Origin of the sequence: Luteibacter sp. Sphag1AF (assembly GCF_014192715.1) — a bacterium.
Classification (GTDB): Bacteria; Pseudomonadota; Gammaproteobacteria; order Xanthomonadales; family Rhodanobacteraceae; genus Luteibacter.
On the sequence record NZ_JACHYH010000001.1, the window covers coordinates 595959 to 622393 of the forward strand.

General features: G+C 63.1%; 28 protein-coding genes. 12 read left to right on the forward strand and 16 right to left on the reverse strand.

The genetic code is table 11. The annotated features are described in order from the left end of the window. Positions 1-7 precede the first annotated feature (7 nt). The 3 genes from FHW69_RS02730 to FHW69_RS02740 form a co-directional block, all read right to left on the reverse strand. Positions 8-508 carry a hypothetical protein gene (locus FHW69_RS02730; protein WP_183421474.1) on the reverse strand — a complete coding sequence of 167 codons (501 nt, stop codon included), beginning with the start codon at positions 506-508 and terminating at the stop codon, positions 8-10. A 180-nt stretch (positions 509-688) separates the two neighbouring features. Then, positions 689-1204 carry a hypothetical protein gene (locus tag FHW69_RS02735; RefSeq protein ID WP_183421475.1) on the reverse strand — a complete coding sequence of 172 codons (516 nt, stop codon included), beginning with the start codon at positions 1202-1204 and terminating at the stop codon, positions 689-691. Positions 1205-1337: 133 nt separating this feature from the next. Continuing rightward, entirely contained in the window at positions 1338-3011 is a 1674-nt protein-coding gene (locus FHW69_RS02740) for a type IV secretory system conjugative DNA transfer family protein (protein ID WP_183421476.1), read from the reverse strand. A 463-nt stretch (positions 3012-3474) separates the two neighbouring features. On the opposite strand from FHW69_RS02740, the gene FHW69_RS02745 reads away from it, so the two are divergent. Then, positions 3475-3795 carry a hypothetical protein gene (locus FHW69_RS02745; RefSeq protein ID WP_183421477.1) on the forward strand — a complete coding sequence of 107 codons (321 nt, stop codon included), beginning with the start codon at positions 3475-3477 and terminating at the stop codon, positions 3793-3795. A gap of 89 nt (positions 3796-3884) precedes the next feature. On the opposite strand, the gene FHW69_RS02750 is transcribed toward FHW69_RS02745, so the two are convergent. Continuing rightward, on the reverse strand, positions 3885-4280 hold the full coding sequence (locus FHW69_RS02750) for a hypothetical protein (RefSeq protein WP_183421478.1): 396 nt from the start codon (positions 4278-4280) through the stop codon (positions 3885-3887). 34 nt (positions 4281-4314) lie between these two features. After that, entirely contained in the window at positions 4315-5478 is a 1164-nt protein-coding gene (locus FHW69_RS02755; protein ID WP_183421479.1) for an MFS transporter, read from the reverse strand. A gap of 207 nt (positions 5479-5685) precedes the next feature. On the opposite strand from FHW69_RS02755, the gene FHW69_RS02760 reads away from it, so the two are divergent. Next, the gene (locus FHW69_RS02760; protein ID WP_183421480.1) at positions 5686-6462 is read left to right on the forward strand and encodes a ferredoxin--NADP reductase; all 777 of its coding nucleotides are present in this window, start codon (positions 5686-5688) and stop codon (positions 6460-6462) included. A gap of 4 nt (positions 6463-6466) precedes the next feature. On the opposite strand, the gene FHW69_RS02765 is transcribed toward FHW69_RS02760, so the two are convergent. Next, positions 6467-7117, reverse strand: coding sequence for a serine/threonine protein kinase (locus tag FHW69_RS02765; protein ID WP_183422248.1), 651 nt, complete (start codon positions 7115-7117; stop codon positions 6467-6469). An 85-nt stretch (positions 7118-7202) separates the two neighbouring features. On the opposite strand from FHW69_RS02765, the gene FHW69_RS02770 reads away from it, so the two are divergent. Together FHW69_RS02770 and FHW69_RS02775 are read left to right on the forward strand one after the other, a co-directional pair. After that, entirely contained in the window at positions 7203-7979 is a 777-nt protein-coding gene (locus FHW69_RS02770) for a DUF3298 and DUF4163 domain-containing protein (RefSeq protein WP_183421481.1), read from the forward strand. 5 nt (positions 7980-7984) lie between these two features. Further along, complete coding sequence (locus FHW69_RS02775; RefSeq protein ID WP_183422249.1) at positions 7985-8467, forward strand: DUF456 domain-containing protein; 483 nt, start codon at positions 7985-7987, stop codon at positions 8465-8467. A gap of 10 nt (positions 8468-8477) precedes the next feature. On the opposite strand, the gene FHW69_RS02780 is transcribed toward FHW69_RS02775, so the two are convergent. Then, entirely contained in the window at positions 8478-9146 is a 669-nt protein-coding gene (locus FHW69_RS02780) for a hemolysin III family protein (RefSeq protein ID WP_183421482.1), read from the reverse strand. A gap of 290 nt (positions 9147-9436) precedes the next feature. On the opposite strand from FHW69_RS02780, the gene FHW69_RS02785 reads away from it, so the two are divergent. Then, the gene (locus tag FHW69_RS02785) at positions 9437-10264 is read left to right on the forward strand and encodes a universal stress protein (protein ID WP_183421483.1); all 828 of its coding nucleotides are present in this window, start codon (positions 9437-9439) and stop codon (positions 10262-10264) included. A gap of 151 nt (positions 10265-10415) precedes the next feature. Then, positions 10416-11087, forward strand: a complete 672-nt coding sequence (locus FHW69_RS02790; protein ID WP_183421484.1) for an energy transducer TonB — start codon at positions 10416-10418, stop codon at positions 11085-11087. A gap of 52 nt (positions 11088-11139) precedes the next feature. Here the strand turns inward: FHW69_RS02790 and FHW69_RS02795 are convergent, their stop codons facing one another. After that, on the reverse strand, positions 11140-11439 hold the full coding sequence (locus tag FHW69_RS02795) for a hypothetical protein (protein ID WP_183421485.1): 300 nt from the start codon (positions 11437-11439) through the stop codon (positions 11140-11142). Between the two features lie 163 nt (positions 11440-11602). Between FHW69_RS02795 and FHW69_RS02800 the strand changes: the two genes are divergently transcribed. Together FHW69_RS02800 and FHW69_RS02805 are read left to right on the forward strand one after the other, a co-directional pair. Beyond that, positions 11603-12181 (forward strand): cysteine dioxygenase family protein, encoded by a 579-nt coding sequence (locus FHW69_RS02800; protein ID WP_183421486.1) that lies wholly within the window; start codon positions 11603-11605, stop codon positions 12179-12181. Positions 12182-12221: 40 nt separating this feature from the next. Continuing rightward, positions 12222-13589 carry an FAD/NAD(P)-binding protein gene (locus FHW69_RS02805; protein ID WP_183421487.1) on the forward strand — a complete coding sequence of 456 codons (1368 nt, stop codon included), beginning with the start codon at positions 12222-12224 and terminating at the stop codon, positions 13587-13589. A 44-nt stretch (positions 13590-13633) separates the two neighbouring features. Here FHW69_RS02805 and FHW69_RS02810 read toward each other — a convergent pair whose 3' ends face one another. Then, the gene (locus FHW69_RS02810; RefSeq protein WP_221195355.1) at positions 13634-14989 is read right to left on the reverse strand and encodes an MFS transporter; all 1356 of its coding nucleotides are present in this window, start codon (positions 14987-14989) and stop codon (positions 13634-13636) included. 128 nt (positions 14990-15117) lie between these two features. On the opposite strand from FHW69_RS02810, the gene FHW69_RS02815 reads away from it, so the two are divergent. Further along, entirely contained in the window at positions 15118-16020 is a 903-nt protein-coding gene (locus FHW69_RS02815; protein ID WP_183421489.1) for a LysR family transcriptional regulator, read from the forward strand. 9 nt (positions 16021-16029) lie between these two features. Here FHW69_RS02815 and FHW69_RS02820 read toward each other — a convergent pair whose 3' ends face one another. Further along, positions 16030-17913, reverse strand: coding sequence for a tetratricopeptide repeat protein (locus FHW69_RS02820; RefSeq protein ID WP_183421490.1), 1884 nt, complete (start codon positions 17911-17913; stop codon positions 16030-16032). A 130-nt stretch (positions 17914-18043) separates the two neighbouring features. Here FHW69_RS02820 and FHW69_RS02825 point away from each other — a divergent pair, with 130 nt between their 5' ends. Then, positions 18044-18295, forward strand: a complete 252-nt coding sequence (locus FHW69_RS02825; RefSeq protein ID WP_183421491.1) for a hypothetical protein — start codon at positions 18044-18046, stop codon at positions 18293-18295. 11 nt (positions 18296-18306) lie between these two features. On the opposite strand, the gene FHW69_RS02830 is transcribed toward FHW69_RS02825, so the two are convergent. Next, positions 18307-19320: a zinc-binding alcohol dehydrogenase family protein gene (locus FHW69_RS02830; RefSeq protein WP_183421492.1), complete on the reverse strand. Its 1014-nt coding sequence runs from the start codon at positions 19318-19320 to the stop codon at positions 18307-18309. Positions 19321-19498: 178 nt separating this feature from the next. Between FHW69_RS02830 and cls the strand changes: the two genes are divergently transcribed. Both cls and FHW69_RS02840 read left to right on the forward strand, forming a co-directional pair. Then, positions 19499-20920: a cardiolipin synthase gene (gene cls / locus FHW69_RS02835; RefSeq protein ID WP_183421493.1), complete on the forward strand. Its 1422-nt coding sequence runs from the start codon at positions 19499-19501 to the stop codon at positions 20918-20920. A gap of 59 nt (positions 20921-20979) precedes the next feature. Continuing rightward, positions 20980-21750, forward strand: coding sequence for a prolyl oligopeptidase family serine peptidase (locus FHW69_RS02840; RefSeq protein WP_183421494.1), 771 nt, complete (start codon positions 20980-20982; stop codon positions 21748-21750). On the opposite strand, the gene FHW69_RS02845 is transcribed toward FHW69_RS02840, so the two are convergent. The 5 genes from FHW69_RS02845 to FHW69_RS02865 form a co-directional block, all read right to left on the reverse strand. Then, positions 21747-22139: a hypothetical protein gene (locus tag FHW69_RS02845; protein ID WP_183421495.1), complete on the reverse strand. Its 393-nt coding sequence runs from the start codon at positions 22137-22139 to the stop codon at positions 21747-21749. The two genes, FHW69_RS02840 and FHW69_RS02845, sit on opposite strands and share 4 nt — an antisense overlap. Positions 22140-22171: 32 nt before the next feature. Continuing rightward, positions 22172-23389, reverse strand: coding sequence for an MFS transporter (locus tag FHW69_RS02850; protein ID WP_183421496.1), 1218 nt, complete (start codon positions 23387-23389; stop codon positions 22172-22174). A 104-nt stretch (positions 23390-23493) separates the two neighbouring features. Then, positions 23494-24513, reverse strand: a complete 1020-nt coding sequence (locus FHW69_RS02855) for a Gfo/Idh/MocA family oxidoreductase (protein ID WP_183421497.1) — start codon at positions 24511-24513, stop codon at positions 23494-23496. A 12-nt stretch (positions 24514-24525) separates the two neighbouring features. After that, positions 24526-25518 (reverse strand): inositol 2-dehydrogenase, encoded by a 993-nt coding sequence (gene iolG, locus FHW69_RS02860; RefSeq protein ID WP_183421498.1) that lies wholly within the window; start codon positions 25516-25518, stop codon positions 24526-24528. Further along, positions 25511-26377 carry a MurR/RpiR family transcriptional regulator gene (locus FHW69_RS02865; RefSeq protein WP_183421499.1) on the reverse strand — a complete coding sequence of 289 codons (867 nt, stop codon included), beginning with the start codon at positions 26375-26377 and terminating at the stop codon, positions 25511-25513. Before FHW69_RS02865 ends, iolG begins: the two co-directional genes overlap by 8 nt. Between the last annotated feature and the right edge of the window lie 58 nt (positions 26378-26435).

Genomic DNA, 26435 nt, shown 5'->3' on the forward strand with positions numbered 1-26435 from the left:
TATTCCATTAATACAATTTGCGATATGCCAATACCAACTCGTCGCGCGCGTCACTATATTTGTTCGCTGGATCCTCTCGACTCTTCAGGGGAATAAAAGCCTTCATGTAGACGCTAATCGTCCTGTCGTTAACCACCAGAATGATGTCTGGATTCAGGACAGCCGCACCCTCAAGAATTGCATGCTTGTCAACGTTGTGAACAATCCGCCGATCCTTGAATATTCGGCCCAGATCAACTTCAGCCTCGTGGTGGATACCGTCTTTTGATTGCCATGTAACGAGAGCCGGCGGCGGAAAGTTCCGTATACCCACTCTGACGGCATGCAATTTCTTCAATTGCGCCTCGTCGACCAATGCACTTGATTCTTTGCCCTCTCTATCGTCGACATCGTACTTGCCGTGGTAAAAAACCCGGCAACCCATAGTGCTAAAGCAATACGCGGAAAAGTTATGATCCGAAAAAGCTGGATAAGGGTTTTCCTGACCAAATGACCGCGCACTCTTCATTCGTCCCATTCCGGATGGGGTCATCTGACACCCACTCACACTGCAAAACACTACAAGTGAAATGAAAAATCGAGCCGCTATTCGCATGGTCAGATATCCACTTGCCCGAGGGGAAGCATTAAGCCGCGAGCTCGCGCACTCCAAGTACATAAACTCTCGCCTTACCTTTAATCTCGAAAGTTAGTAGGTGTGCTCGTATGCAAGTACAGGCTCATAGCGGTCGGCGCTGTACTTGTTGGCGGGGTCCTCCAGCCTCTCCAGAGGAATAAAGGCTTTCATGTAAACGGATATCGTTCGGTCATTGACAACCAAAATAATGGAGGGGTCATCAATGAATGCCTCCTTCAGAATGTCCCGATCAGCGACGTTGTGAAGAATCTTTCGATCCTTGAAGATGCTATCCAGATCAATACTCGCTTCGTGGCGCGTGCCGTCAAGAGAACGCCATGTCACGTGTGCGGGTTCTGAGAATTCTTCAATACCAACATGCGAGCTTCTCAGACGCGACAGGTAGTTATCATTCGGTGGCGGCGATATCGTGCCGTCCTCATCCATCCATTGATAACGATTACTGTAGATAACCTTGCACCCGTTCGTATTGAAACAATGCGCGCCAAAGCTGTAGCCCGAGAATGTTAGTGAGGCGCCATTACTTCGGGATTGCGGCGAACCGGGGCTGTAACGATCATCAGGCATGGTTTTACATCCAGATATAAGGAGGCTAAAAAACATCGCTATCAAAAATCTCCCTTTTGAAGGGAGCTTGTAACAAGTCATAGGAAACCCTGTTTTTGACTTGAAGACGGTCGTTACAGACGTCAATACGCCCTCACCCGCCCAACCTCGGCACCGCAATCTTCGGCAAGAGCCTTTCCTTGAAGAACCGATCCTTGTAGTAGCGAATCTTTCGGCAACGGATGGGATGGGGGCTGCCTTCGATGAAGATGATCTGTTCATCAGGGCTCATGGCTTTCAGTTCCTGTGGAAGCATCAGCGCGCGGCGTTCTTCGACCTCTGTCCGGGAAACGCGGCCGCCCGTGCGTGTTTCGTTGCGCTTGCGAAGCGTGGTGTAGCCAAGCATCTCCGAGTACTCGTTGGCATCGCGCTGCTCGCGTGGCGTATAGATGATCTGGCAGGCCAGATTCGTCACCATGCTGCGCGCCACGTCACGGCCGTAGGTGGCATCCAGTTGCGAGAGCGACTGAATGACGGTGAATATCCGGATGTTGTAGCCCGCAAGGAAACTGATGGAGCGGGCGATGATGTCCACGCGGCCGAGTGCAGTGAATTCATCGAGAAGGATCAGGCACTGGTGCTTCAGTTCCGGATTCTTGTCTGGCAGCTCGCGGACGTTCTGGTTGATAGCCTGACTGAAGAACAGGTTGAGAATCTGGCGTGACTCGGCGAGCTTGTCGGGCGATATGCCGACATAGATGCTCATGGGCTTTTTGCGCAGTTCCCTCAGGTCGAAGCTGTCTCGAGACGTGGCCTTGTCAAGCACCGGGTTGAGAAACATGTGAAGCGGCGCCTGGAATGTGCCGACTACGGAAGAGAGTGTTTTGTCAGCCAGCGAAGTCAGGTTGGCGAAGGCGGTGCGCGCGTCGGCGCTCAGAAACGTCTGCATGGCCAGACCTTCAAGATGCTCCTTGAGGTCGCGCCCATCGCCCGAGAGCAGCCGGTAGATCCGGCCAAGGGTGGGCTTGCCGTTGGGACACTTCTTTCCACGTGTGCGCTCGTTATCCCATTGCTCGAACAGGTAGAGGCTGGCGGCGAGGAAGCAATTGCGTGCGCTACTGATCCAGAACGGATCGCGCTGTCCCTCATCGTCGTAGAGGATCGCGGCGATGGCCTGTAGATCGGATGTGCGATGCGAGCGATCGTCGCTGACATAGCTCATGGGGTTCCAGCCGTGCGTTCGCAGATCCGGCGAAAACGGGTTGAACAGGAACACCTCGCCCTGCGTGGACCGCCACCCGGAGGTAATGTCGAAGGCTTCCTGTTTGATATCCAGCACGACCACCGAGTCGCGGTAGGTCAGCAGATTCGGAATGACTGCGCCAACGCCCTTGCCGCTGCGGGTGGGCGCTGCGAGCAAGGCATGCCGCGTGCCATGCAGGCGCAGGAAGGCGTTGCGCCTCTTGCCGATGACGATGCCATGGCCTGCGGCCTGGAGCAGGCCATGACGGGAGAGGTCGCCGTGTCGTGCGAATCGCGCATCCCCGTGCGCGGAGCGGATGGTCGGCTTGAGGAACCGGATGACGACAAACACCCACAGGATCAGAGGCAGGCCAAAGCCAACGATGCCAGCTCCTTTGATCGTCATGACATGGGCAGCGATTTCCGGCCTGTGGCGTATGGAAAAGTACGCCCAATACGTGTGCCACTCCCAGGAGACGTGACGGCCGTTGAGCAACAGCAGCGCCAGCAGACCAGACACCCACAGGCCCGCCCAGATCGCGAGCGCCAGGCCACCGAGAGCCAGACCCGCCTTGAACTTGTTCATCCTTGATCTCCCTGCTCGCGTGGTGCGAGCCGAAGATCATTCTTGCGATCTGGATCGGCCGATACTCTCAGGCGAATCTGAAAATGCCTGCCGAATTTACTCTGCGCGAAACGCCTGCCACGCCCGAGGCCCTATGACGTTGTGGGAGTGAGTCTGCAAGCGATGGGTGCTCGCCCCACTCTCAAATAATTCCGATGACTTTTTCGGAATAATCGGATAGTTCCGCCTTGCGTGAATCGCGATGCTCTTCGCGTCGCCGACTTCTTCGGCGGCCGGGTGTCGAAACCCGTATGCGTTGAGTTACACAGGCGGTTCGCCGCCTGTGTCCTGCGCGTTCGCCTTTACGGCGGGCGTGTCGGGCAGGTCTCGCACCTGGCCGGGTTTGACTCATGCACCGGTTTTCGACCCCGACACGTCCGCCACCCTGCACAGCAGGGTGCGGACCTGCGGCCAAGGAACCGCCATGCACACGCCCGACCAGACCATCACCTGCCCCACCTGCCAGAACAACGTCACGCTCAACATCGACCAGCTACGCGACGTCGCCGTCATGCGACTCGCCGATGCGCAGGCCATCGTTGATATCTCGTCACACGCCGTTGAGGCCGACGTAGACCCCGCGACCGCCGCGCAACTCAGCATCATGCTGCGGCGACTGCTCGCTGAAGCCATGCCGCCGATCACCGGACTCTGGCGCAGCCGGATAAAACTCATGCCCGTTGAGGCCATCGACATGCTGAAAGCCGGGCCATTCGGAACGGCACCCGCTTCCACCGACTCGTAAACAAGCTCACTCCCTCAACAGGCGCCTGTGGGCAGGTGTGTGTGGGAGCGAGAAGCCCCGCAACCTTCCCTGGGAACCCGGGCGGGCAGTCAGTGAGAGGCTTCGCCCGATGCCGCGATCACTTTTTCGATGTAGTCGAGGATCGCCGGAAGGTCGCTTTCAAACACGGCGGCATCGCCGTTGACGAATGCCTGCGTCCAGATGTCGTAGCCCGGACGCCATGCGCCGTCATCGGGGAGTGTGCCGTCCAGCGCCACCACGCTGCGATCCAGCGTGCCACGCGACACCGCCAGATGATGCAGCGTGCGCTGCATCCCGCCATCCATGCGGTGATTGCGCAGATTCAGACCATGGGCGGCAATGTGAATCACCTCGCCATCCTGAGGCAACGCCTCGATGGCGCGAATGACCAGACGCGACGCCTCTTCACCCGGCCGGTTACGGTAAGTCCAGACTTGGCCCGGGGCGTAAACCTGCTGTGTCATGTGACGGTTCCGTCGATCAAAGTCACATCATAAATCAGGCTTGCGCCATCAGGCTGCCGCGACGGTCATACAGTGCCGACGCGACCACGACCGCCAGTCCGCCCAGCGCGATGAAGGCGCCCAGCAGCGGCAGATTCGTCAGCGGCAATCCCGCGCCGATCACCATGCCGCCCAGCCAGGCGCCCGTGGCATTGCCCACGTTGAAAGCACCCTGGTTCAGCGTGGACGCAAGATTCGGCGCACCGCGCGCCTGATCCAGCACGCGCACCTGCGCCGCCGGCACCACCGCAAACGAGAACACGCCCCACACGAACATCGTTACCAGCGTGGCGATCTGGAAATGACTCGTCCACGCGAAAATCGCAAGAATCACCGCATTGCACACGAACAGCGATGCGAGCACCGGCATCAGCTTCCAGTCGGCCAACTTGCCGCCAACCAGCCCGCCCACGGTGATGCCCGCACCGAACAGCAGCAGCACCCAGCTTTTCGCGTGCTCCGAAAAATGCGTCACGTCGCGCAGGATGTACGCGATATAGGTAAACACAGTAAACATGCTCACCGAAGCCAGCGTGCTCACCAGCAGCGCCATCTGCACGCGCGGCGTGGCGATGGCGCGGAACTCGCTCAGCAGACTCTGCCCCGACTGCATCGGAATCTTCTTCGGCAGCCACACCGCCAACGCCACCGCAGCGGCCAGGCCAATGACCGTGACCGCCATGAACGTCGAGCGCCAGCCAGCCACCTGACCCAGCGCCGTACCGAACGGAACGCCCAGTACATTGGCCAGCGTCAGACCGGTGAACATCAAGGCCACCGCCTGCGCGCGCCGCTCCGGCACCAGATCGGCGGCCACAACCGCGCCGATGCCAAAGAACGCGGCATGGCAGAACGCAGTCACCACACGGGCCGCCATAAGCAGCTCATACGTGGGCGCGATGGCGCACAGCGCATTGCCCAGGATGAAGAAGGCGATGAGCGTCAGCAGCGCCTTGCGCCGTGGCCAGCGGGCCGTGACCAGCGCCAGCACGGGCGCGCCGATGGCCACGCCAATGGCATAGCCGGACACCAGCATGCCCGCGGCCGGTGCGCTCACATGAAGATCGCTCGCCACCTCGGGCAACAGGCCCATGATGACGAATTCGGTGGTGCCGATGCCGAACGCGGCAATGGCCAAAGCAAGAAGAGGCAGATACATGGTGCCAGTTTACGCCGCTTTGCTGCGACGCACCATTACAATGCGCCGTCACAAGCGGCGGCCGGATGGCCCCTCCCATCCCGGGCTCATCTCCCTTATCCTATGCCGTTACCACGCGGGCGCGATGCCCGTTGGGCTCGCCAAGGCATCCGGCCGTTCGCGCCGCTCCCCAGCCAGAGCCCCCTCCCCTATCAGGAAAGTACGCACATGGTGGCAATGGCGACCGAGCACGTGATCGACGTGCATCACTGGAACGACACGCTTTTCAGTTTCCGCACCACGCGGGACCCGGGTTTCCGCTTTGAGAGCGGGCACTTCGTGATGATTGGCCTGGAAGTCGACGGGCGCCCGCTGATGCGCGCGTATTCGATTGCCAGTGCCAACTACGAAGAGCACCTGGAATTCTTCAGCATCAAAGTGCAGGACGGCCCGCTGACCTCGCGCCTGCAGCACCTGAAGCCCGGCGACCCGCTGATTGTCAGCCGCAAGCCGACCGGCACACTGGTGCTCAACGATCTGAAGCCCGGCAAGCGGCTGTATCTGCTGGGCACCGGCACGGGCCTGGCTCCGTTCCTCAGCATCATCCGCGACCCGGAAACCTACGAGCGCTTCGATACCGTGGTGCTTGCCCACGGCGTCCGCCAGATCAACGACCTGGCCTACTCCGACTACCTGGAGAAGGAGCTGCCCGCCCACGAATACCTGGGTGAGCTGGTGCGCGACAAGCTGCTGTACTACCCCACGGTCACCCGCGAGGAGTTCCGCAACCGTGGCCGCATCACCGATGCCATCGCCGATGGCGAGATGGCCCGCACGCTCGGTCTGCCGCCGCTCAACCCGGAAGAAGACCGCGTCATGCTGTGCGGCAGCCCGTCCATGCTGGAGGACATCTGCCAGCTGCTGGATGGCCGCGGCTTCCAGGCCTCGCCGCGCACGCGCGAGCCGGGTGATTACGTGATCGAACGGGCCTTCGTCGAGAAGTAAGGCCTCAGCGCCTGATCCGCCCCTGCCCCTCGTTGTCCCAATAGCCGAACAGCTTGCGGGCAATGAGCTTGTAAAGCCGCTTCCCCGTCGCGCGCCACAGCCGCGAATGGGGAGCGGGCCGGGCCAGAATGGCCCGCTGGCGAACACTCAGCCCGTCGGGCACGTACGTCCGCTTGTGCTTCAGCAAATGGCGCAGATCTTCGCGCGCCAGCAGGCGGAACAAGCGGCCACGCCGTCCGCGGGTCCAGGCAATCTGAAAGTCCACCAGTGCGGGCGAGCCGTCCTCACGAACCAGCCAGTTGGGTTCCTTGGCCAGATCGTTGTGCACGATGCCCCGGCGATGCAGCACGGCAAGCAGGCGCAGCGCGTCCCGGTAATAGGCGCCATCCCGGGGCTGGCCCAGTTGCATGGGCTGGCCGGCCATGTAGCTGCGCTCAAGATGCCGGCCGTCCCACGCCAGCAGGCGCGGCACGCCGTCAATGCCATCAAGCTTCTTCAGCGCACGGGCTTCGCGCGCCGCCGCGCGACGCGCAAATCCGCGTGCCCACCAGCGGGCGGACGAGATGTCGCGACGGATCAGCATCTGGCCATCGCGCTCCACGCGCTCGATGCGTCCCAGTTCGTCGGCTTTGAGGAGGGTGACCGTTTCGGTCATCGTCACATCCACGCTTTTCCTTCAATTCGTTGACACGATACCCACCCTGGGCCGCTAAACTGTGCCTTCGCAGGGAGAATTGCCAATGTTTGTGCGACAGATCATGTCGCTGGTTTTCGTGACCGCCGGACTGGCTGCCTGCAAGGGCGCCAACGAACAACCAGCAGACAACACGGCGACGGCACCGGCCGCGCCCGCCACGGTGACAGCCAAGGATAACCAAAGCAGCGCCTCAGGCCTGTACACCATGGAATTGAAGCTTCCGGAGCTGGCTGCCGATCAGGCGCCGCTGAAGGATGCCATCAACCACTATGTGGATGCCCAGAAAAAGGGATTTCTGACCAGCCTGGACGCGCCGGGCGCGCGTGACCGTGCGCGCGAAATGCCGTGGGACCTCAACCTGGACGTGGCCGTGGCCGCCCACACCGACCGCTTCATCAATGTGCAGGTCGATGGCTCGGCATTCACCGGAGGCGCGCATCCGGCGCCCATCGTGGACAGCTTCACCTACGACCGGGAAGCCGGCCGCGTGGTCACGCTGCCGGAGCTTTTCACTGATCCGAATGCGGCAGAAACCGCGCTGGCCGCCGAGTCACGGCGCCAGTTGCTGGGTGCACTGGACGATCAGGATGACCCGCTGGCATCCACCAGCGAGCAGATTGATGAGGGCACCGCGCCGGGCAAGAACCACTATCGCGTGTTCACGCTGCTCACCGGCGACGACGGCAAGGTGCACGGGCTGACGTTCATCTTCCCGCCCTACCAGGTAGCCTCCTACGCTGCCGGGGCGCAGGCGGTGGACATACCGACGGAAGTGTTCGCCTCGCATCTGAAACCGGAATATCGGGACGCCTTCCGCTGATGGCCCTGGACGTCGTGCTGTACATCTGCGCGGCGCTGCTGGTCATCGCAGGCGTTGCCGGAGCCATCCTGCCCGCATTGCCTGGCATTCCGCTGATCTTCGCCGGGCTGTGGGTGGCCGCCGCCACCGATGGCTACCGGCATGTGGGCCTGTGGTGGCTGGTAGGCATTGCGGTCGCCGGCATCGTGGGCGTGGCCATTGACTTCGTGGCTGGCACGCTGGGCGCCAAACGCGTGGGCGCCAGTTCGCGGGCGTTATGGGGTGCGGCCATCGGCACCGTGGTCGGCATGTTTTTTGGCCTGCCCGGCCTGTTGCTCGGTCCCTTTCTGGGAGCCGTAGCGGGCGAAATGATGTCCGGCAAAAGCGCGCTGCGCTCAGCTCATGTGGGCGTGAGCACCTGGTTCGGCATGTTGCTGGGTACGCTGGTGAAGCTGGTCATCTCGTTCGTGATGATCGGCCTGTTTGCCGCGGCGTTCCTTTTCGGTTGAACCATCCCGGTCAGTGCGGGCCGTCCGGCAGCACGTAAAGCAGGATGGCGAGGTAGTGCAGCACGCTGCCCACCAGCACGAAGAAGTGCCAGATCGCGTGGTGATACGGCAATTTGCGCGCCATGTAGAACGGCACACCCGCCGTATACGCCAGGCCACCGGCAAACAGCAGCACCAGGCCACCGGTTTCCACATGCGTGCGCAGCGGCTGGATGGCAACCACCGCCACCCAGCCCATGGCCACGTAAAGGAACACGGCCGCCTTGCGGTACCGCTTCAACATGCCCAGCTCCAGCGCACTGCCCACGATGGCGATGGACCAGATCGTGGTGAACAGCCCCCAGCCCCACGCGCCTGGCAAAGCCAGCAGCGTGAATGGCGTATAGGTGCCCGCGATCAGCAGGAAGATGGCGATGTGATCCAGCGTGCGCAGCACGCGTTTGGCCATGTCACCGGGAATGGAGTGATACAGCGTCGATGCGGTGTACAGAAGGATCAGCGTGGTGCCGAACACCGAGCTGGCAACCACCGTACGGGCATTGCCATACATCGCCGAGAACGCCACCAGCACGGCAAGCCCGGCGATGCTGGCCACCAGGCCAATCCCGTGAATGACGCTGCTCGCAACCTCTTCAGCGATGGGATATCGCGGCTGCGCTGTGGGGGCTTCGGCGGCCATGGGTTCTCCGGATGTTTGAAACGCCGGCGAAAGCAGGCGCTAGAGGGATACGGTAACCCAGACCCTTCCAAATGAGAAACATTCCTGACTCCCGCTGTGCACGTTTGGACGTCTTTTCGTGAAGACCGGCCTCACTTCGTCTGAACATCCATCGAAGCTTCGCATGGATATCGTGTGTTCGCCGGCAACGATCTCCCCCGATTTACCGGCTCTCTGCCCACCCTCCCGGTGGGCATTTTTTTGCGCCAAAGCGCTTGACCGCAAGCCGCCGATCATTGTTCCATCGGGCCATGACCACTGAACTCCTGCTGCATCTGGGTCGTCTGCCGCCGCAAGGCGCCAGCCTGCGCGCCGCGCTCGCTGTCGCCAAACGCCTGGAGGCGCGACTGGATGGCCTGTACGTCGTGGATCTTCCCGCGGCGGCCTTCACCGTTCCAGAAGCGGTACCCATGCAACTGGATGCCGTGCGCCAGCGCGCCACCGATGCACGCGCGCTCTCGGGCACCTGGCAGTCGCTGCTGGACGAGGCGGGGCTTGAAGGCAAATGGCGGGTAGGCAACGGCGACACCGTGCAACTGCTGGTCCATGCCGCTGCGGGATATGACCTTCTGATCGTGGAACGCGGCGGCAGCCAGCGCGGCGACGCGCCCGTTGGCTTTGGCGTGGTGTCGCGAACCGTGTTCGGCAGCAACCACGGTGTTCTGGTGGTTCCCGAACAAGCCGTCGTGACCAGCGTGGGGGACAACGTGCTGGTGGCATGGAACGGCAGTCGCGAATCCGCACTGGCCGTGCACGCCGCCCTTCCGTTGCTGCGCAAGGCCGGCAAGGTCACCGTGATCGACGGCAGCCGGGACGAAGACAACGACACCTGCGCGCTCCCCGACATGAACATCTGCGGCTGGCTGGAAACCCACCGCATCAGGGCCGAGTTCCGCCAGCTCCCTGAAACAGCCGCTCCGTCACCGGGGCCTGCGCTGCTGGAAATGGCCCGCGCCGACAACGTGGACCTGATCGTGATGGGCGCATGGGGCCGTTCGCGTCTTTCCGAGATGGTTCTTGGCGGCACCACACGCCATCTTTTCATGCAAAGCGACATCCCCATGCTGGTCGCCAACTGACCCTTTCGCGTCCGGACGTTTAGACCGCTACTTGCAAACGATTCTCAGGCGTGCTGTTCTGTAGCTGGACCTGAACGCATCCCCAACCGGCCAACGGCCGGTGCGTTCCCGACCGCGCACTACCTTCCCTTCATCGAACCGGAGGTGGCTCATGACGTCTGTACGTCCGCAATGGTTTGCCGATGTCCATCCCGATGCAGCGCGCATTGTTGCCTTAAGCGCTGCCATCGCCCTCAACGCCGCCGCTCTCATTGCCGCCATGCGGCCGATGGTCGCCGACATCACGCTTGCACAAGTGACAAAGCCATTCGACGTGGCATGGCACGAGGTCAAACCACCTCCGCCGCCGCCCCCGCCGATGGACCCGCCACCGCCGGTGCACGCCGCGCCTCACACGGCAACGGCCCTGGTGGTGCCACGGGTTCCCCCGGCGGTACCCGTCACCGTTCCCACGGAGGAAGGCAGCCAGGCGGTCATGCCGCCCCAGCCGCTGACCATCACTTCTCCATCCACCAACGTAGCCTCCGATGCCACTCCTTCAGGCCTGGTGACACTCGCCTACGTCGCCGCGCCGGCACCGAAATATCCGACGGCAGCGATCCGCATGCACATGACGGGCACGGTCGTGCTGCGCGTGCTGGTCGATGAAACCGGCAAGCCGATTGATGTGGTGGTGGAGAGCAGCAGTGGCCATGAGGTGCTGGACCGTGCCGCAAGCGAGCAGGTGCTGTCGCGCTGGACATTCCAGCCGGCGCAGTCGAATGGTCAGCAGATCAAGGCATGGGCGCGCGTTCCGGTCACGTTTGACCTGCGCGGCGTCTAGGTAACGCAGTAGCGGGTCGGGGCCTTCGGGCCCCGGCCCCATTCATCCCGGATCAATGAGCGACGTTGTTCGGCTGCATCACGACCACCTGCGGACGACGTGCTGAGCGGGCAATCAGCCATACCACCAGCGCGACCAGAAGCACGGGCACCAGCAGCGGCAGCATGGCCACGGCCACGATGGGGCCGGCAATCAGGAGAGCCAGCCCGCCGAACGCCACCCCGAGGATGCTGCCCACAATGCTGAACACGCCGCCGATGATGCCAAATACGAGCTTGAGCACGGCGCCGATCAGCGCGAACACCACCCAGAACGAAACGACAAGCATCACAAGCGCGGTAAGGACGATCATTTCCATTCTCCAGCAAAAGGACGCCAACCCGATCATGCGTCCGGTACAGCTCGGATGCACGTGCCACGGAAAGAGTTTAAATCCCCGGCGGCCGGGTAAGGTTACGCCGGTTTAACGGGCGGCATGGTCCACTCCCGCCCATCAAGGTATGAGGGCGGCCCTTATGGGTAAACGTTCATCCGTCATCAGAACCCTGCGTGATGTGGCTTTTGACTGCAGCGGCGGGGAACATCCCGACCTCGCCCTCATGGGGCGGGAGATCGGTCGTATCATCCACAGCCGCAGCGACGAGCTGAACGCCGCGCTGGGCAGCCTGAAAGACCGCCGTCGCGGCTTTGAGCGCTGGCTGGTGGCCGAGCGCGCCAGGCCGGGCATCAGCGTGCTGGTCATGGCCTGGCCGGCGAACTACGCCACACCCGTGCATGACCACGGCGGCCTGTGGGGTCTGGAAGCTGCCATTTCCGGTGCACTGGAAGTGGAGTCGTACGAGCATGATCCGGTGGATCACTCGTTGCGCAGCCAGGGTCGCACGTGGCTTGGCCCGGGCGATGCCACCTGGTTTGAAGACAGCGAAACCCACACGCACCGCTGCCGCAATTTGTCGCGGCAGGAAACGGCGCTGACCCTTCACGTGTATGGTGGCGATCTGGCACAGTATCTGGCGTACGAGCAACCGGGCCCATCAAGCCACTGGATCGCTCGACCACGGCATTCGGAAATTGCCGGACGCCTGACGGCCTGACCGGGAACCAGTCAACACCGCCACCGGCGAAGGATCAAACATGTTTCGAAAGGTCGCCATCATCGGCGGCGGCGCTGCGGCCGCAACGCTGGTGAGCGAATTGCTGGAACGTCATACCGACCAGCCGCTTCAAATTTACTGGTACACCGGGGGCGGTTCGGGCCGTGGCATCGCTTATGGCACGCCATCCCCGCACCATCTGCTCAACGTGCGTGCTGCCTCCATGGGCATGTTCGCCGGCAAGCCGCGCGGCTTCCTCGAGTACGCCCAGGGCCTGGACCCCAGGGTCACCGGCTCGGACTTCCTGCCGCGCCGCCTCTATGGCGACTATCTGCAATCGCGCGTGGGTCAGGCCATTGAAGAGGCTCCGGCCAATGGCCATGACGTACGTGTCATTCCCTTTGCGGTCGACTCGCTCGTGCCGGAAAACAACGGCGTGACGGTGGGCTACGGCGAGGAATCCACTCAGGTGGATGCGGCCGTGCTTGCCATCGGCTCGCTGCCGCCGCGCTCGCTGCCCGGCGTGTCGGACGATGCGCTGGCCAGCGGCCGCTACGTCACCGATCCGTGGCCGTATCTGGCCGAAGCGCCACGTGACGAACGCCCGCTGCGGGTCCTCATCATCGGCCTCGGCCTTACCGCTGTTGACGTACTGCTGGATCTCTCGGAACGCTGGCCCAACGCCACGTTCACCGCACTGTCGCGCCACGGCCTGCTGCCCGAGGCTCATCGCGAAGCGGCTTCGGCTCCCGCTGACGATGGCTCGGAGCTGGTTGAGGCGCTGGAAGACGATCCGAACATCCGCACGTGGTTCGCGCGCCTGCGCGAGGCCACGGAGCACGCGGAAGACTGGCGCGTCGTCACCGACAGCCTGCGTCCGGTCACCTCGCGCCTGTGGTCTCTGCTGCCCGAAGATCAGCGCGCGCGTTTCCTGCGTCACGCCCGCTGGGCCTGGGAGCGCGTGCGTCATCGCATGCCGCCGCAGGTCGCCACGCAGGTTGCCGAGCTGGAAGCAAAGGGTCGTTTCGTTCGTGGCAAGGGCCGCATGCAGTCGGTCACCCTTGCCGACGATGGCTCGCTCACGGTGCACCGCCGTGCGGCCGACGGCCACGTGGATACCGCGAACTATGATGTCGTGGTACAGACCGTGGGTCTGAACACGGATACCGAACGCACCGATCATCCGCTGGTGCGTCAGCTCATCACCAACGGCCATGCCGTGGCGGAAGAACTCGGCCTGGGCTTCGCTGCGCAGACCGATGGCACCCTGCTCGACAGCCGTGGCAAGCCACACGGCAACCTGTTTGCCATGGGCACGCTGTTGCGTGGTGCGCTGTGGGAATCCACGGCGATGCCCGAGATCCGCGTCCAGGCCCGCAACCTGGCAGATACGCTGCTCGCCAGCTGAAAAAGCAACGAAGGGGAATGTGCTTTCCGCCATTCCCCTTCGGCTCAATGCCTGCCGCGCAGCATCACCAGCGCCAGCCACACCACGGCGCACACGCCCAGCAAAAGCAGCATCGCCGCGCGATAGCCGGCCAGCAAGCCGTCACCCGCATGCATCTGGAACACCTGGGTCGCCAGCGCAAGACCCAGTGCGCCACCGACGTTATGCAGCGTCCATGACGCCCCCATCGCCACACCACTCAACTGCGCGGGCACCGAGCCCAGCGCGGCAACCGTGGATGGCCCGAGAATCGCGCCCCAACCCAGCCCCATGAAGGCGAATGCGCTGAGGACAAACCACCAGTCCGTTGATGCCGAGAAACACGCCTGCATCGCCGCGCTGGCTGCCAGACAGGCAAAGCCGCCCAACAGCAGCGGCGACGTGCCCACCCGGTCTGCCATCCGGCCAGCCCACGGCGACACCAGACTCATCACGGCCGTGGTCGACAACAACAGCCAGCCCATGGATGCACTGTCGCGATGACGCAGTTCGCCCAGGTACAGCGGCATCAGGAAAAATGCCGCGCAGTAGAAAAACGCCAGCCCGGACGTCGCCGCGCTGGCTGCGATGAAACGCGGACGCGCAAAGAGATCGAAGCGGATCAGCGGCGATGCAACACGGCGACTCGACCACCACAGCGCCAGCAGTCCGGCCACGCCCGTAGCGACCAGCGCGCCCGTGCGCACCGAAAGCCAGCCCCAGTGGCCACCGTAGACGATGGCCAGCAGCAGGCAGGGCAGCGCCAGCAGGAACAGTGCGAGACCACGCCAGTCGAACGCGGCGTGATCGGTTTCATCGCGCGATTCGCGCACGCGCCCCGCGCACAGGGCCACGCTCAGCAACACGAAAGGCACGTTGAGCAGAAACACCCAGCGCCAGCCGAACCCGGCCACCAGAAGACCTCCCAGCACCGGCCCAAGTGCGAGACCCAGGCCATTCGCACTGAACAACATGCCGATGGCCTTGCCACGCTCATGCTCAGGGAAAGCGTGACTCACTATCGCGGTCGAGGCCGTATACAGCACCGCACACGCCACGCCTTGCGCGAACCGCCAGCCAATCAGCCAGCCGATGCCGGGCGCCAGACCGGCCCCCAGTGATGCCACGCCGAACAACGCCATGCCGACGTACAGGGCACGCCGTCGGCCATGCCGGTCGGCCAGCCGGCCTGCGGCCACCATGCAGGTGGAAAGTGCCACGACGAACAGCGTGATGACCCATTGCACCGTCGACACGCTGGCGTCGAGGTCGGCCTGAATCGCCGGAATGGCCGTGTTGACCACGGTGAAATCAATGCAGCCGAGGAAGCTGGCGATGGCGACACCGCCCAGCGTCAGCCAGCGGTCGCGCGATGAAGGCACGGAGTTGTCCACGTGAGCATCGTCCGGATCAGTGAAAGGCCGGCAGTCTATCGGCGACATTACCACCCGCGTGCGACATCGGAGCCTCTACACTTGCGACTCAATGTCCCGAATGAGGTACGCACTGCGTGCTTTCCACCGAGCGCTTCAACGGCATCCGCGCCTTCGTCAGCGCCGCCGAATCCGGCAGCTTCAGCGAAGCGGCACGACGGCTGGGCCTTTCCACGTCCAGCGTGGGCAAGGCTATCGGGCGGCTGGAGAAACGTCTGGACGTGCGTCTTTTTCATCGCACCACCCGGCGCCTCTCCCTTACCGACGAAGGCCTGGCCTTCCACGAGAGTTGCCTGCGCGCGCTGGCGGAACTGGAACACGCGCATACCGCGCTGACCTCACGGCGTCTTGTGCCTGGCGGACGTCTCCGCATCGCGCTGCCGGTGCTGTTTGGCCGGGATCGGGTCATGCCTGTATTGCTGGCGCTGGCCAGCCAATATCCCGCACTGGAAATCGACGCGCGCTTCTCCCATCGCGCTGTCGATTTTGCAGACGACGGCGTCGATCTCGCCGTGCGCATCGGCACGCTCGACAACAGCGATCAACTGGTAGCCCGACCGCTGGGTGTGCAGCGCGTGGTGTGCTGCGCGTCACCCGCCTATCTGGCTGCGCACGGCACGCCGCACACACCCGATGACCTGCGCGATCATGCGTGCCTTGCCGCCATGCGCGATGGGTTGACCGAAAGCTGGCGATGGCGCGACGCGCGGGGCACGGCGTACGCGTGGTCGCCGCATGCGCGCCTGCGATTTGAACACATCGAAGCGGTGCTCGCTGCGGCGCTGGCCGGACACGGCCTGGCACAGCTGCCGGGTTGGCTGGTCGACGCGCATGTGGCGCGTGGCGCACTGCGCACGGTGCTGGATGAGCATGCGGTGGAAGGCCTGCCCATCCATGCCGTGTGGCCCGCATCGCGCAGCATGACGGCGCGGCTGCGTGTAACTATTGATGCGCTGGTCGCGTCCGGATGTGCACGCTGAGCTCCCTGCTCACGATACCTGCGACGTGTCGACAGCCATCGCCTCAACCACGCGACGGGTCGCCTCCTCCACCACATCGCCCGCCACACCCGTCAACGGATGTTCCTTCTGCAACAGCAGAACACGGTCACGATATTCCGCCGCGATGGCCGGCTTGCGCATGGCTTCACGATGAAGCGCACCCAGCAACAACAGACGCGCACGGGCATTTGCCGGCAGTTGCAGGCATAGTTGCAACATCGAATTGAAGATGTTGCGCTCGGCAAACAGAAACTCTTCCGGTACGCCGTCCAGGGATGCACAGGACACAGCCAGGCCCTGCTCCATCGCCGCCACAGCATGCGCAAGCCAGTTCTGATCCGGCGGCTCCAGCCCCCCAGGTACGGCAGTGGCAAACAGCCCGGGCTCGTCGAGCAGACGCGCCACCAGCGCATCCTCGCTACGCCGGATAGCCGCCGACGGATCATTCACGTCCAGCTCGTGCTGCCACGAAGCCACCACGGCCTGATCCGCCATCCGGATCACGTCGAGGTGGAAATGCCACGGTGTCACGGTGGAGTCCACGTGCGACAGCACCGCGTAATCGCCTGCGATCTGTGCCGCGCGCAGGCCATCCACGTCCCACGGCATCCTGGCCAGCACGAAGCCGCCGGACTTCATCCAGGGCTGGATGTAGCAGGTGCGTGCCGACGTTCGCAGCAGCACCTGCTCCGCAAGATACATGGGCATGCCGCGCGACAGACGACCCAGCGCGTCGGTTCGTTGTGAGATCACGCTATCGCCTGACTGCGGCGACGTGCAGCTGCCAGCCATGAACACCACCACGGGCGAATTTGCGTCCCGCGTGGGCAGAAGGCTCCCTGCATCCAGCGCTTCGCGCACCCACACGGGCTGCTCCAGTTTCAGCAGACCCACCGTGAGAGGCGTTTCAGTTTCCACGGGGCCAAAGCGCTTTTCAGCCGTGGCAATCGCGTTGTCCCAATACAGCAGATGCTCTTCCCAATCAGGTCGCTGCTGCCGGTACAGCGCTTCGAGCAAACGGCGCGCCTGCGCGATGTGGCCCACGTCCAGATTGGCCTTGATCAGGTTGTTGCCCACGGCAAGCCCGTGCCGATCCACGTCGAACACGGGCGACACCAGTTCCAGCAACAGCTCCAGATGACCATTGCGTCCCAGATCACCGCTGATCTGCTGCAAGGCGTCGGCAGGAACCGGTATCGCGCGTGCCAGCACAAGGCCGTAGATTTCGCGCGCACGGGGCAGATCACCCGCCTCCAGCGCCGCACGTGCCAGCCATAACTGTGCTCGCCAGCTACCCGGCAGTTCCGCGACGCGAGCGAAGAATGCCCGTTGCGCGGCTTCTCCGCCCTGCTCGGTTGCCATGGCGGCATGCCACATCAGGGCGTTCTCGAAATTCGGGTCGCATTCGATGGCCTGCCACAGGATCGACGCACTCTGTGCATCCTGTCCCAGACCCGAATGGGCCTTGGCCAGATTGGTGAGCAACGAGACGTCGTCGCCCAGGCGCACGCGGGCCTCTTCCAGAACGGCTCGGGCTTCCTCGAAGCGCTTCAGGTCAAGCAGCGTCACGGCCAGAAGCACCGCGCCCCGGCGCGGATTGGTATCGGTCTGACAGAGATGCCGTGCGGGCTCCAGCGCCTCGGCAGCGAAACCGCTGTTCAACGCGTCAATAATGAGGCCGGCCAGAGAGTCAGGCTTTGCAAGATTCTGCGCGAAGTTATGCGGCAGAATGCTGGTGCGCCATTGCTCCCGATTGACTTCCAGCCTGCGCCCGTAGGCATCGGTCACCGAAATCGTCTTCTCCGGCAACGCGGCGGCGTCAGCCTGCGGCACCGGAGCCTTCTTGCCGAACAGCTTCTTGATCAGTCCCACGTACAACCCCGCGAAAACGATGGAGATCGACCATTCTCGGGACAGTCCGCCTGTCAGGCAATGGCGTCACCACCGAAACATCACAAACGCGGGCGGATAGTCATTCATCCACCGATTGGAGGAAGGGCAGATGCGCAACGATATCGAAGAAGGTTTCATGGTGTTCGTGGCCGATGGCCAGGATGGCATCGGCTCGGTGCGCGGCGTGAAGCGCGACACCGAGGAGCTGGTCATCTATATCGAGAACGCGGGTGACTTCGTGGTGCCGGTTTCGGCCGTGGCCGATGTGCACTCGGGCAAGGTCATCCTCAATCTGCACCATCTGGGCGCCGACCTTCGCGACGCCCTCCGCCATGCCCACGACTCTGAATATCCTCACTGACGCCTTAAGGATCAGAATCCTTCAAGCACGACCTTGCCGATGGTGCCTGCGCTTTCCAGTGCTTCGTGCGCGCGGCGCAGGTTGGCCGCACTGATGCCACCGAAATTCTCGCGCATCGTGGTGCGCAGCACACCGGCGTCGACAAGGTCAGCCACTTCGTTGAGGATGCGGTGCTGACGTTCCATGTCGTGCGTGCGGAACAACGAGCGCGTATACATGAATTCCCAGTGCAGCGAGATGCTCTTGCGTTTCAGTGCCGTAATGTCGATGGGACCGGCCGGGTCGTCAATGAGGCCCAGCTTGCCCTGCGGCTTCAGCAGTTCGCACAGTGCGGCGTAGTGGGTTTCCGTATGGGTCAGGCTGAGCACATAGTCCACGCCCTCTGGCGCCACCGCCCGCACTTCCTCCACCAGCGACTTGCTGTGATCGACCACGTGATGCGCGCCCATCTCAGATACCCACTCACGCGTCTGCGGACGGGACGCCGTACCAATGACATTGAGTCCCGTAAGGCGACGCGCCAATTGCACGGCAATGGAACCCACGCCGCCTGCGGCGCCTACAACCAGCAGCGTGGCCGGCTTTCCCTCAGTACCTGCCGGTACGCCCAGGCGATCAAACAGCAGCTCCCACGCCGTGACGGCCGTCAACGGCAGCGCAGCCGCCTCGGCCATGCCCAGCGTGGATGGCTTGCGTCCCGCAATGCGCTCGTCAACCACGTGAAATTCGCTGTTGGCACCCGGGCGATCAATGGCCCCGGCGTAGAACACCGCATCGCCCACCTTGAACAGGCTCGCTTCCGGGCCTGCCGCCACGACCGTACCGGCCACGTCCCAGCCAAGCACCTTGTCGGCGCCTTCCGGATCGACATGGCGGCGGATCTTCGTGTCCACCGGATTGACCGAGATCGCTTCGACGCGCACCAGGAGATCGCGACCCGAGGCCGTCGGCTCGGGCAGCTCGATGTCGATCAGGCTCTGCGCGTCAGTGATGGGCAAAGGCTTGCGATAAGCGACGGCTTTCATGGATGGCTCCGGAACAAAGGGAAAGGATGCCTCAGCACATCATGCACATGACCGGACGTCATCCGCTACGCTGAAGGCGGAACGACCCACATTTTCTGCCCCGCGTGGCATTGCGCCAAGCGCGAAAACCACGAAATACTTTTGCCGGATAATTGACAATGAGCGGGTGCCAGCATCCATGTGGATAAGCCTGATCGCGTTTGCCGCCATCTCCCTGCATGTGGCGGGCATCCTCGCGGCGATGCATGCCGTGGTCCACGCCCGAACCGCTCAGGGAGCCTTTGCGTGGGCGCTGGGCCTTGTGCTGCTGCCGTACGTCACGCTCATCCCGTATCTGTTTCTCGGCGAGAGTCACTTCTCCGGCTATGTGGACCTGCACCGCCAGCGCCAGGAACGGCTGTTCATCCTGCGCGACAGCCCCGAATGGCCCGACCGGGGGGCGTACCTGCAACGCCACGCCACCGAACAGGACCAACGCTACGCTGCCATCGGCGCCATGCTGAAAACGCGCCTCCACGGCGGTCACGGCCTCACGCTGCTGATTGACGGCGAGGCGGCCTTCGCCTCCATGCTTCAGGCCATTGGCGAGGCCGAGCGCTACATCCTGCTGCAATTCTTCATCATCCACGACGACGAACTGGGCCGGCGCCTGCAGGCTGCGCTGCTGGAACGTGCTGCGGCAGGCGTGCGCATCTGCGTGCTCTACGACAGCATCGGCAGCCACGACCTGCCGCGGCACTACGTGACAGCACTGCGCGATGGCGGCGTAACGGTGCATCCGTTTGCCACGCGCCGCTGGCGCAATCGCTTCCAGCTCAACTTCCGCAATCACCGCAAGGTGCTGGTCGTGGATGGCTACCGGGGTTTCGTGGGCGGCCTGAATGCCGGGGATGAATACCTCGGCAGGAAACCGCCGCTTGCGCCGTGGCGCGATACACACATGCGTATCGAAGGACCCGCCGTCGCCGATCTGCAACGCTCCTTCACCGAGGACTGGTACTGGGTCACGGGCGAACATCCTCCCTTCCAGCCCCCACGCGAACACTGCGGCAACGCGCGCACCATGATCGCGGCCACCGGCCCTGCCGACCGCCAGGAAAGCTGCTCGCTGTTCTTCACCCAGGCCATTCACGCCGCGCGGAAACGCGTGTGGATCACCACGCCGTACTTCGTGCCGGACCAGGCCGTGTTCAGTGCCCTGCGCCTGGCCGTATTCCGTGGCGTGGATGTGCGCGTGCTGATTCCCATCCGGCCCGATCACCGCACGGTGTTCATGGCCTCGACGCTCTATGCCCACGAAGCCACGATCGCGGGTGTGCGCATATTTCGCTACCGGCCGGGCTTCATCCACCAGAAAGTGATGCTCATCGACGATGACACCTCCGTGGTCGGCAGCATGAATCTGGACAACCGCTCGTTCCGGCTCAACTTTGAAATCGCCGCGCTCAATATCGACGAGGCATTCGCGGGCGAGGTAGCGTCCATGCTGGAGGAAGACCTCGCCAACGCCGATGAAATCCATCCCGATGAATTCCGCCGGCTTCCCTACCTGCGCCGGGTGGCGATGCACGTTGCCCGCATGTTCGATCCGGTGCTGTAGCACTTGCCTGAAACGCGTTACTGCCTTGAGATGACCGTGACGTACCTGCGAGACACACGATGATCCGCGCCCTGCTCCTTACTGCTGCCATGACCCTCACCACCGCCGCACAGGCTGCGCCTGCCCACTTCGTGGCCCGCCAGTTCACCGTGAACGGCAAGCCGTTCCGCTATCAGGTGTTCGTGCCGGCGGACCTGAAGAAGGGCGAGCTGCTTCCCGTCGTACTGTTCCTGCACGGCAGCGGCGAGCGTGGGGACGACAACCAGGCCCAGCTCTCGCAAGGGTTGCCGCCGTGGCTGAAACAGCACATGGATTTCCAGGCCGTCGTCGTCATCCCGCAGGCGCCGGCCAATGCAGAGTGGAATGACCCGAAGATCGGCGATGCCGCCATGAAGGCCCTGGAGCGCAGCGTCCGGGAATTCCATGGCGACACGCGTCGCCTGTATCTCACCGGCCTGTCGATGGGAGGCTACGGCGCCTGGCAACTCGCCGCCGATCACCCGGGCACGTTCGCGGCCGCGGCGGTCATCTGCGGCGGCGTCACGCCACTGACCGACGAGCGCGAACTCTACGTGCGTGGCGTGCCCAAAGATGCCGAGCCGTACGACTGGGTAGCCGACCGCGTGGGCGACCTGCCGGTGTGGATCTTCCACGGCGGCGATGACAACGTGGTTCCCACCGAGCAGTCGCGCCGCATGAATGCCGCGCTCAAGGCGCAGGGGCGCGAAGTGGTGTACACCGAATTTGCCGGGGTGAATCACGGCTCATGGGAAAAAGCATATGCCACGGCCGAACTCTGGCCGTGGATGTTCTCCCACACCCGCCCTTAAGGCTTGTCGTCACCGGCGAGCAGATCGCGCAGCCCGCCGGAAAAGATGCTCCAGCCCACGCACACGCCGGTCAGGGCACCCACGAACTCGAAGAAGGCGCGCAGGCCAATGGCATCCGGGTCATGCACGGCAGCCAGTTTGATCTTCAGCAGTTGCAGCGATTGCAGCGGCGCGAAGTTGAAGTAGAAGAGGTTCCACATGTCTTCGCCACCGGCCAGCACCACGGCGAAGCAGAACGCCACCGCCAGCTCCTGGCCGTGATGCCACCCATGCCGTTTGCCGTATGCGCGCACCAGCGCATACACGATGACAGCGACGACCAGCGCAATGCCGCCCGCCTGCAACGCGCCGACAATGCCATAACCCATCCACGATCTGTCGTACGGCATGCAAGCGCTCTTGAGGTCAGGTGCAGACCTTATTATGCCTGCGCACTGCTCCGCCCGTATCGCATGAACAGATATCCGGACAGCAGTGCCGCCACGATCGAACAACCGCTGGCCAGGAGGAAAATGGCCGGATAGTCGTAATGTCCTGCGACCCATCCACCGACAGGACCGGTGAGTCCAAGCGCAACATCAAGAAACACCGAATATGCGCCCAACGCAGCGCCACGGTTGTGCATGCTGACCCGACCCACGGCTTCCACGCCCAGCGCGGGAAACACCAGCGCGAAACCCGAGCCGGTCATCGCCGCGCCAATCAGCGCGGCCAGCGGCGTCGAGGCGTGCCACAGCAGGATGAGGCCCACGCACTCCACGGCCAGCGAGGCCATGGCGACGCGATAGCCACCAAAACGATTGATCGCATTACCCAGAATCAACCGGATGCCGATGAAGCAGCCGCCAAACACGGAAAGCGACAACGCCGCATCGGGCCACTGCCGGCTGCTGTAGTACAGCGCCACAAACGTGGACAGCACACCGAACCCGATGGAACCCAGTGCCAGGCCCACGCCGTACGGCATCACACGTGCAACCACACTGCGGAAAGGCAGGCGCTCACCGGCCGTGGGTGGCACCTTGCGCTTCCAGAGTGCGAACGGCAGAGCCAGCGCACCCAGCAGGAACGTCAGCACGCCAAGCGCCACAACGCCGTAATCGCGCGCAAGAATCACACCCAGCGGTGCACCCAGCGCGATGCCGCCGTAGGTGGCAATGCCATTCCACGAGATGACCCGCGCGGTATGTTCGCCGCCAATGCCACCAATGCCCCAGGTGATCGAACCGGTGCTCACCCAGCTTTCGGCGAAGCCCAGTGCGAGACGGCTGCCGAGCAACATGCCCATCGAAGCAAGCGGGGCATGGCGAAGAAGACCGCATCCCACCAGAAACACGCCACTGACCGCCAGCACGCCCAGGCCGATGCAGACCGTTTTCTTCGGTCCCATGATGTCGGCAAGACGACCCGCGTGCGGCCGGCTGAGCAACGTCGCAAGATACTGCACGCTGACCGCCAGGCCCGCCCACACGGTGGCGTAGCCCAGATCCATGTGCACAAACCCGGGAATTACCGCCAGCGGAATACCGATGCTCAGATAGCACAGGAACGAGAACACGACGGCAGACAGGATTCGCGCAGTAATGGCAAATCGCCGCCCACGGTGGGGCACCAGATCGGGGAGTGCGGAGGGAGACATGGGAGCTTTTCAGTACGCGGGGATACCGTGATTATAGGTCAAGGGACGCATATCTGCTGCATCGCAACATCCCGTGAAGGGAATCTGCCCGCGAAGGGCTTTGCTCAAAGCTCCACCGCCCTGCCCGTCTGCAACGACTCCCGCATCGCCACCGCAATCCGCGTGGCCTCCACGGCATCCTCCATCGTCAGTTCAAACGGCGTGTCATCCAGCACCGCATCCACGAAATGCCGTGCCTGCGTCACGAAGGCCGGTGCAAAGCGCTCATAGAACGACGGAACCACGGTGTTGCGCACACCGGCCGCATCCGAAATCTCCACACGATCTGCACGCGGGTTGCGTCCGATACTGACTTTACCGGCGGTGCCCGTCACGTCGGTGTGCGTGTCGTGTCCGTGTGCCTGGGTGCGCGATGCGTAGAACATGGCCATCCGGCCGTCTTCAAACTCGCAGATCGCCATGCCGTTGTCGACGTCCCCCATGGGCTTGAGCGCCGGATACATCGCCACGGTGCCTGTCGCATAGACACGCTTTGCCGCAGGGCGACCGAGGAGCCAGCGCGCCAGATCAATGTCGTGCACGCTGCAATCCAGGAAGATGCCGCCGCTGGTCGGCGCGAACTGCACAAATGCTCCGGAGGGATCGGTGAGGTCGGTCGTTTGCGAGTACACGAGGAACGGCCTGCCGATGCCGCCTGCCTGAATGTGTTGCGCCGCGTGTTGATAGCTTTCATCGAAACGCCGCACAAAACCGACCATCGCCCGATGACGGCTGCTGGCGGCATGCTTTGCCACGCGACGGCAATCATCCACATCAAGCGACAGCGGCTTCTCGCAGAACACGTGCTTTCCGGCGTCCAGCGCCGCCTCAATCTGAGCGGGATGCAGCGAGGTCGGCGTCACGAGGAATACGGCGTCGATGCCATCGTCCGCCAGCATCGCCGCATAGTCGTCGTACACACGAGCATCACCCAGCGCCTCACGCGCCCATTCGCGCTCCGCATCCACGGGGCTCACCACGGCCACCAGTTGCGCGCGCGGCACCGCACGCGCCAGGTTTTCCGCGTAACGGCGGCCGAGCCGTCCGAGGCCTGCCAGGCCGATGCGCAATGTCTTGTTCGTCATGATGGCGCCCCGTCAGACCGCACATTCCAGCGCACGACCTTCCTTCCACGAACGCGCTGCCAGCTCTGCCAGTTCCAGCGCGCGGATGCCATCGGCAATCGTGGTGCGTACCGGCGTGCCTTCCGTCAATGCATCGAAGAAGTGCGCGATTTCCAGCGCATACGCTTCGCGATAGCGTTGCAGGAAGAAGTGCTCGGGAAGATCGGTGCTGATGGCCTTGCCCGTGAATGCGGTGACTTCAGTCGGCTTCACGTGCCCTGCCTGCAACATGCCTTCGCTGCCCAGCACTTCAAAGCGCTGGTCGTAACCGTAGGCAGCACGACGCGATGTGTTGATCTGGCAAAGGCGTCCGCTCTTTGTGCGGATCGTGACAGCGGTGGTATCGATATCACCCGCTTCGGCGATGGCCGGATCACTCAGGCAACTGCCGGTGGCGTGAATGCTGATGGCCTGATCGTCGAGAATCCAGCGGAAGATGTCGAAGTCGTGAATCAGCATATCCTTGAAGATGCCACCGGAACTCTTGATGTAACTGACCGGTGGTGCGCCCGGGTCACGGCTGGTCACGACAAGCACTTCCGGCGTACCGATTTCGCCGGCCACCAGGCGGGCCTTCAGCGCAGAAAAGGTGGGATCGAAACGGCGCTGGAAGCCGATCATGCATACGACGCCGGCCTTCTCCACGGCGGCGGCGCAGGCACGGGCACGCTCAAGATCCAGATCCACGGGCTTCTCGCAGAAGATGGCCTTGCCCGCAGCAGCGGCGCGTTGCATCAGATCCGCGTGCGTGTCCGTACTGGAGCCGATGACCACGGCGCCGATGGACGCATCGTTCATCACCTCATCCACGCTTGCCACGGATGCGCCATGCGCGGTGGCCAGTTCACGCGCGGCTGCGTCGTTGACATCCACCACGCAGCGCAGCCGCGCGTTAGGATGCCGTGCGACGTTGCCCGCATGAATCTTGCCGATGCGTCCGGCGCCAAAGACAGCTACATCAATCATCGTATTCTCCTCGGGGAAGGGTTTCTTCGACGGTCAGTTCAAGCTTGTAAGCCAGCGCAACGAACAGCGCCTGGCACAGACACATGGTGCTGGTCAGCCCACGGAAGGCGAACGCGCTGCCCTCCTTCACTTTCAGCACCACACTGGCATGGCGGCCCAGCGGGCCAAGATCACTTTCGGTAATGGCAAGCACGTGCGCCTTGTGCTGTTGGGCGACACGCATCGCGTACAGCGTTTCTTTGCCGTACGGCGGAAAACTGATGGCGATCATCGCGTCGCCCTTGCCGATGCTGCGAAGCTGCTCGCGGTACATGCCACCCAGACCGCTGACCAGATGCACGCGCTTGGTCGTGTGCTGAAGCGCATAGGCAATGTAGGAAGCAATCGCGAACGAACGGCGCACGCCCACCACATAGATGTTTTCGGCATTCGCCAGCATGTCCACGGCCGCCTGGAAGCGGGATTCGTCGAGTTCGGCGGCCAGTTCATCCAGACCAGCCTTGCTGGCCTCGATGAAGCGGGAAGCGATTTCCACGGCGGGCAGCTTGTCCGGGCGTCCCTTGATGACGCTGCGAATACGCTGCTGGTAGCTCCGGGCCGGCGCCGCCTGTTCGGTATAGGCGTCACGGAAAACGGCCTGCATCTCGGTGAAGCCGGAGTAGCCAAAGCGCTGGGCGAAGCGCACCACGGCGGACGCGTGCACCCCGCAGCCCTCGGCGATCTCAGTCACACGCTGGACCATGATGCTGGTCCGGTGTTCCTCCAGATAGCGCGCCACGCCCTGCAACTGGCGTGGCAAGGCCTCGAATTCATCCGCTATGCGCTGCATCAGGACGTCTGCGTCACTGCGCTTGGCCATCAATGTTCCCTCCCTTCCTCAGGAAAGGCATTGAAGCACGTGATGGAATGTTTTTTCC

Excerpts from the sequence above, each read along its gene's own strand:
- FHW69_RS02730 (WP_183421474.1), bottom strand. The coding sequence starts at position 508 with ATGAAGAGTGCGCGGTCATTTGGTCAGGAAAACCCTTATCCAGCTTTT.
- FHW69_RS02735 (WP_183421475.1), bottom strand. The coding sequence starts at position 1,204 with ATGCCTGATGATCGTTACAGCCCCGGTTCGCCGCAATCCCGAAGTAAT.
- FHW69_RS02740 (WP_183421476.1), bottom strand. The coding sequence starts at position 3,011 with ATGAACAAGTTCAAGGCGGGTCTGGCTCTCGGTGGCCTGGCGCTCGCG.
- FHW69_RS02745 (WP_183421477.1), top strand. The coding sequence starts at position 3,475 with ATGCACACGCCCGACCAGACCATCACCTGCCCCACCTGCCAGAACAAC.
- FHW69_RS02750 (WP_183421478.1), bottom strand. The coding sequence starts at position 4,280 with ATGACACAGCAGGTTTACGCCCCGGGCCAAGTCTGGACTTACCGTAAC.
- FHW69_RS02755 (WP_183421479.1), bottom strand. The coding sequence starts at position 5,478 with ATGTATCTGCCTCTTCTTGCTTTGGCCATTGCCGCGTTCGGCATCGGC.
- FHW69_RS02760 (WP_183421480.1), top strand. The coding sequence starts at position 5,686 with ATGGTGGCAATGGCGACCGAGCACGTGATCGACGTGCATCACTGGAAC.
- FHW69_RS02765 (WP_183422248.1), bottom strand. The coding sequence starts at position 7,117 with ATGACCGAAACGGTCACCCTCCTCAAAGCCGACGAACTGGGACGCATC.
- FHW69_RS02770 (WP_183421481.1), top strand. The coding sequence starts at position 7,203 with ATGTTTGTGCGACAGATCATGTCGCTGGTTTTCGTGACCGCCGGACTG.
- FHW69_RS02780 (WP_183421482.1), bottom strand. The coding sequence starts at position 9,146 with ATGGCCGCCGAAGCCCCCACAGCGCAGCCGCGATATCCCATCGCTGAA.
- FHW69_RS02785 (WP_183421483.1), top strand. The coding sequence starts at position 9,437 with ATGACCACTGAACTCCTGCTGCATCTGGGTCGTCTGCCGCCGCAAGGC.
- FHW69_RS02790 (WP_183421484.1), top strand. The coding sequence starts at position 10,416 with ATGACGTCTGTACGTCCGCAATGGTTTGCCGATGTCCATCCCGATGCA.
- FHW69_RS02795 (WP_183421485.1), bottom strand. The coding sequence starts at position 11,439 with ATGATCGTCCTTACCGCGCTTGTGATGCTTGTCGTTTCGTTCTGGGTG.
- FHW69_RS02800 (WP_183421486.1), top strand. The coding sequence starts at position 11,603 with ATGGGTAAACGTTCATCCGTCATCAGAACCCTGCGTGATGTGGCTTTT.
- FHW69_RS02805 (WP_183421487.1), top strand. The coding sequence starts at position 12,222 with ATGTTTCGAAAGGTCGCCATCATCGGCGGCGGCGCTGCGGCCGCAACG.
- FHW69_RS02825 (WP_183421491.1), top strand. The coding sequence starts at position 18,044 with ATGCGCAACGATATCGAAGAAGGTTTCATGGTGTTCGTGGCCGATGGC.
- FHW69_RS02830 (WP_183421492.1), bottom strand. The coding sequence starts at position 19,320 with ATGAAAGCCGTCGCTTATCGCAAGCCTTTGCCCATCACTGACGCGCAG.
- cls (WP_183421493.1), top strand. The coding sequence starts at position 19,499 with ATGTGGATAAGCCTGATCGCGTTTGCCGCCATCTCCCTGCATGTGGCG.
- FHW69_RS02840 (WP_183421494.1), top strand. The coding sequence starts at position 20,980 with ATGATCCGCGCCCTGCTCCTTACTGCTGCCATGACCCTCACCACCGCC.
- FHW69_RS02845 (WP_183421495.1), bottom strand. The coding sequence starts at position 22,139 with ATGCCGTACGACAGATCGTGGATGGGTTATGGCATTGTCGGCGCGTTG.
- FHW69_RS02850 (WP_183421496.1), bottom strand. The coding sequence starts at position 23,389 with ATGTCTCCCTCCGCACTCCCCGATCTGGTGCCCCACCGTGGGCGGCGA.
- FHW69_RS02855 (WP_183421497.1), bottom strand. The coding sequence starts at position 24,513 with ATGACGAACAAGACATTGCGCATCGGCCTGGCAGGCCTCGGACGGCTC.
- iolG (WP_183421498.1), bottom strand. The coding sequence starts at position 25,518 with ATGATTGATGTAGCTGTCTTTGGCGCCGGACGCATCGGCAAGATTCAT.
- FHW69_RS02865 (WP_183421499.1), bottom strand. The coding sequence starts at position 26,377 with ATGGCCAAGCGCAGTGACGCAGACGTCCTGATGCAGCGCATAGCGGAT.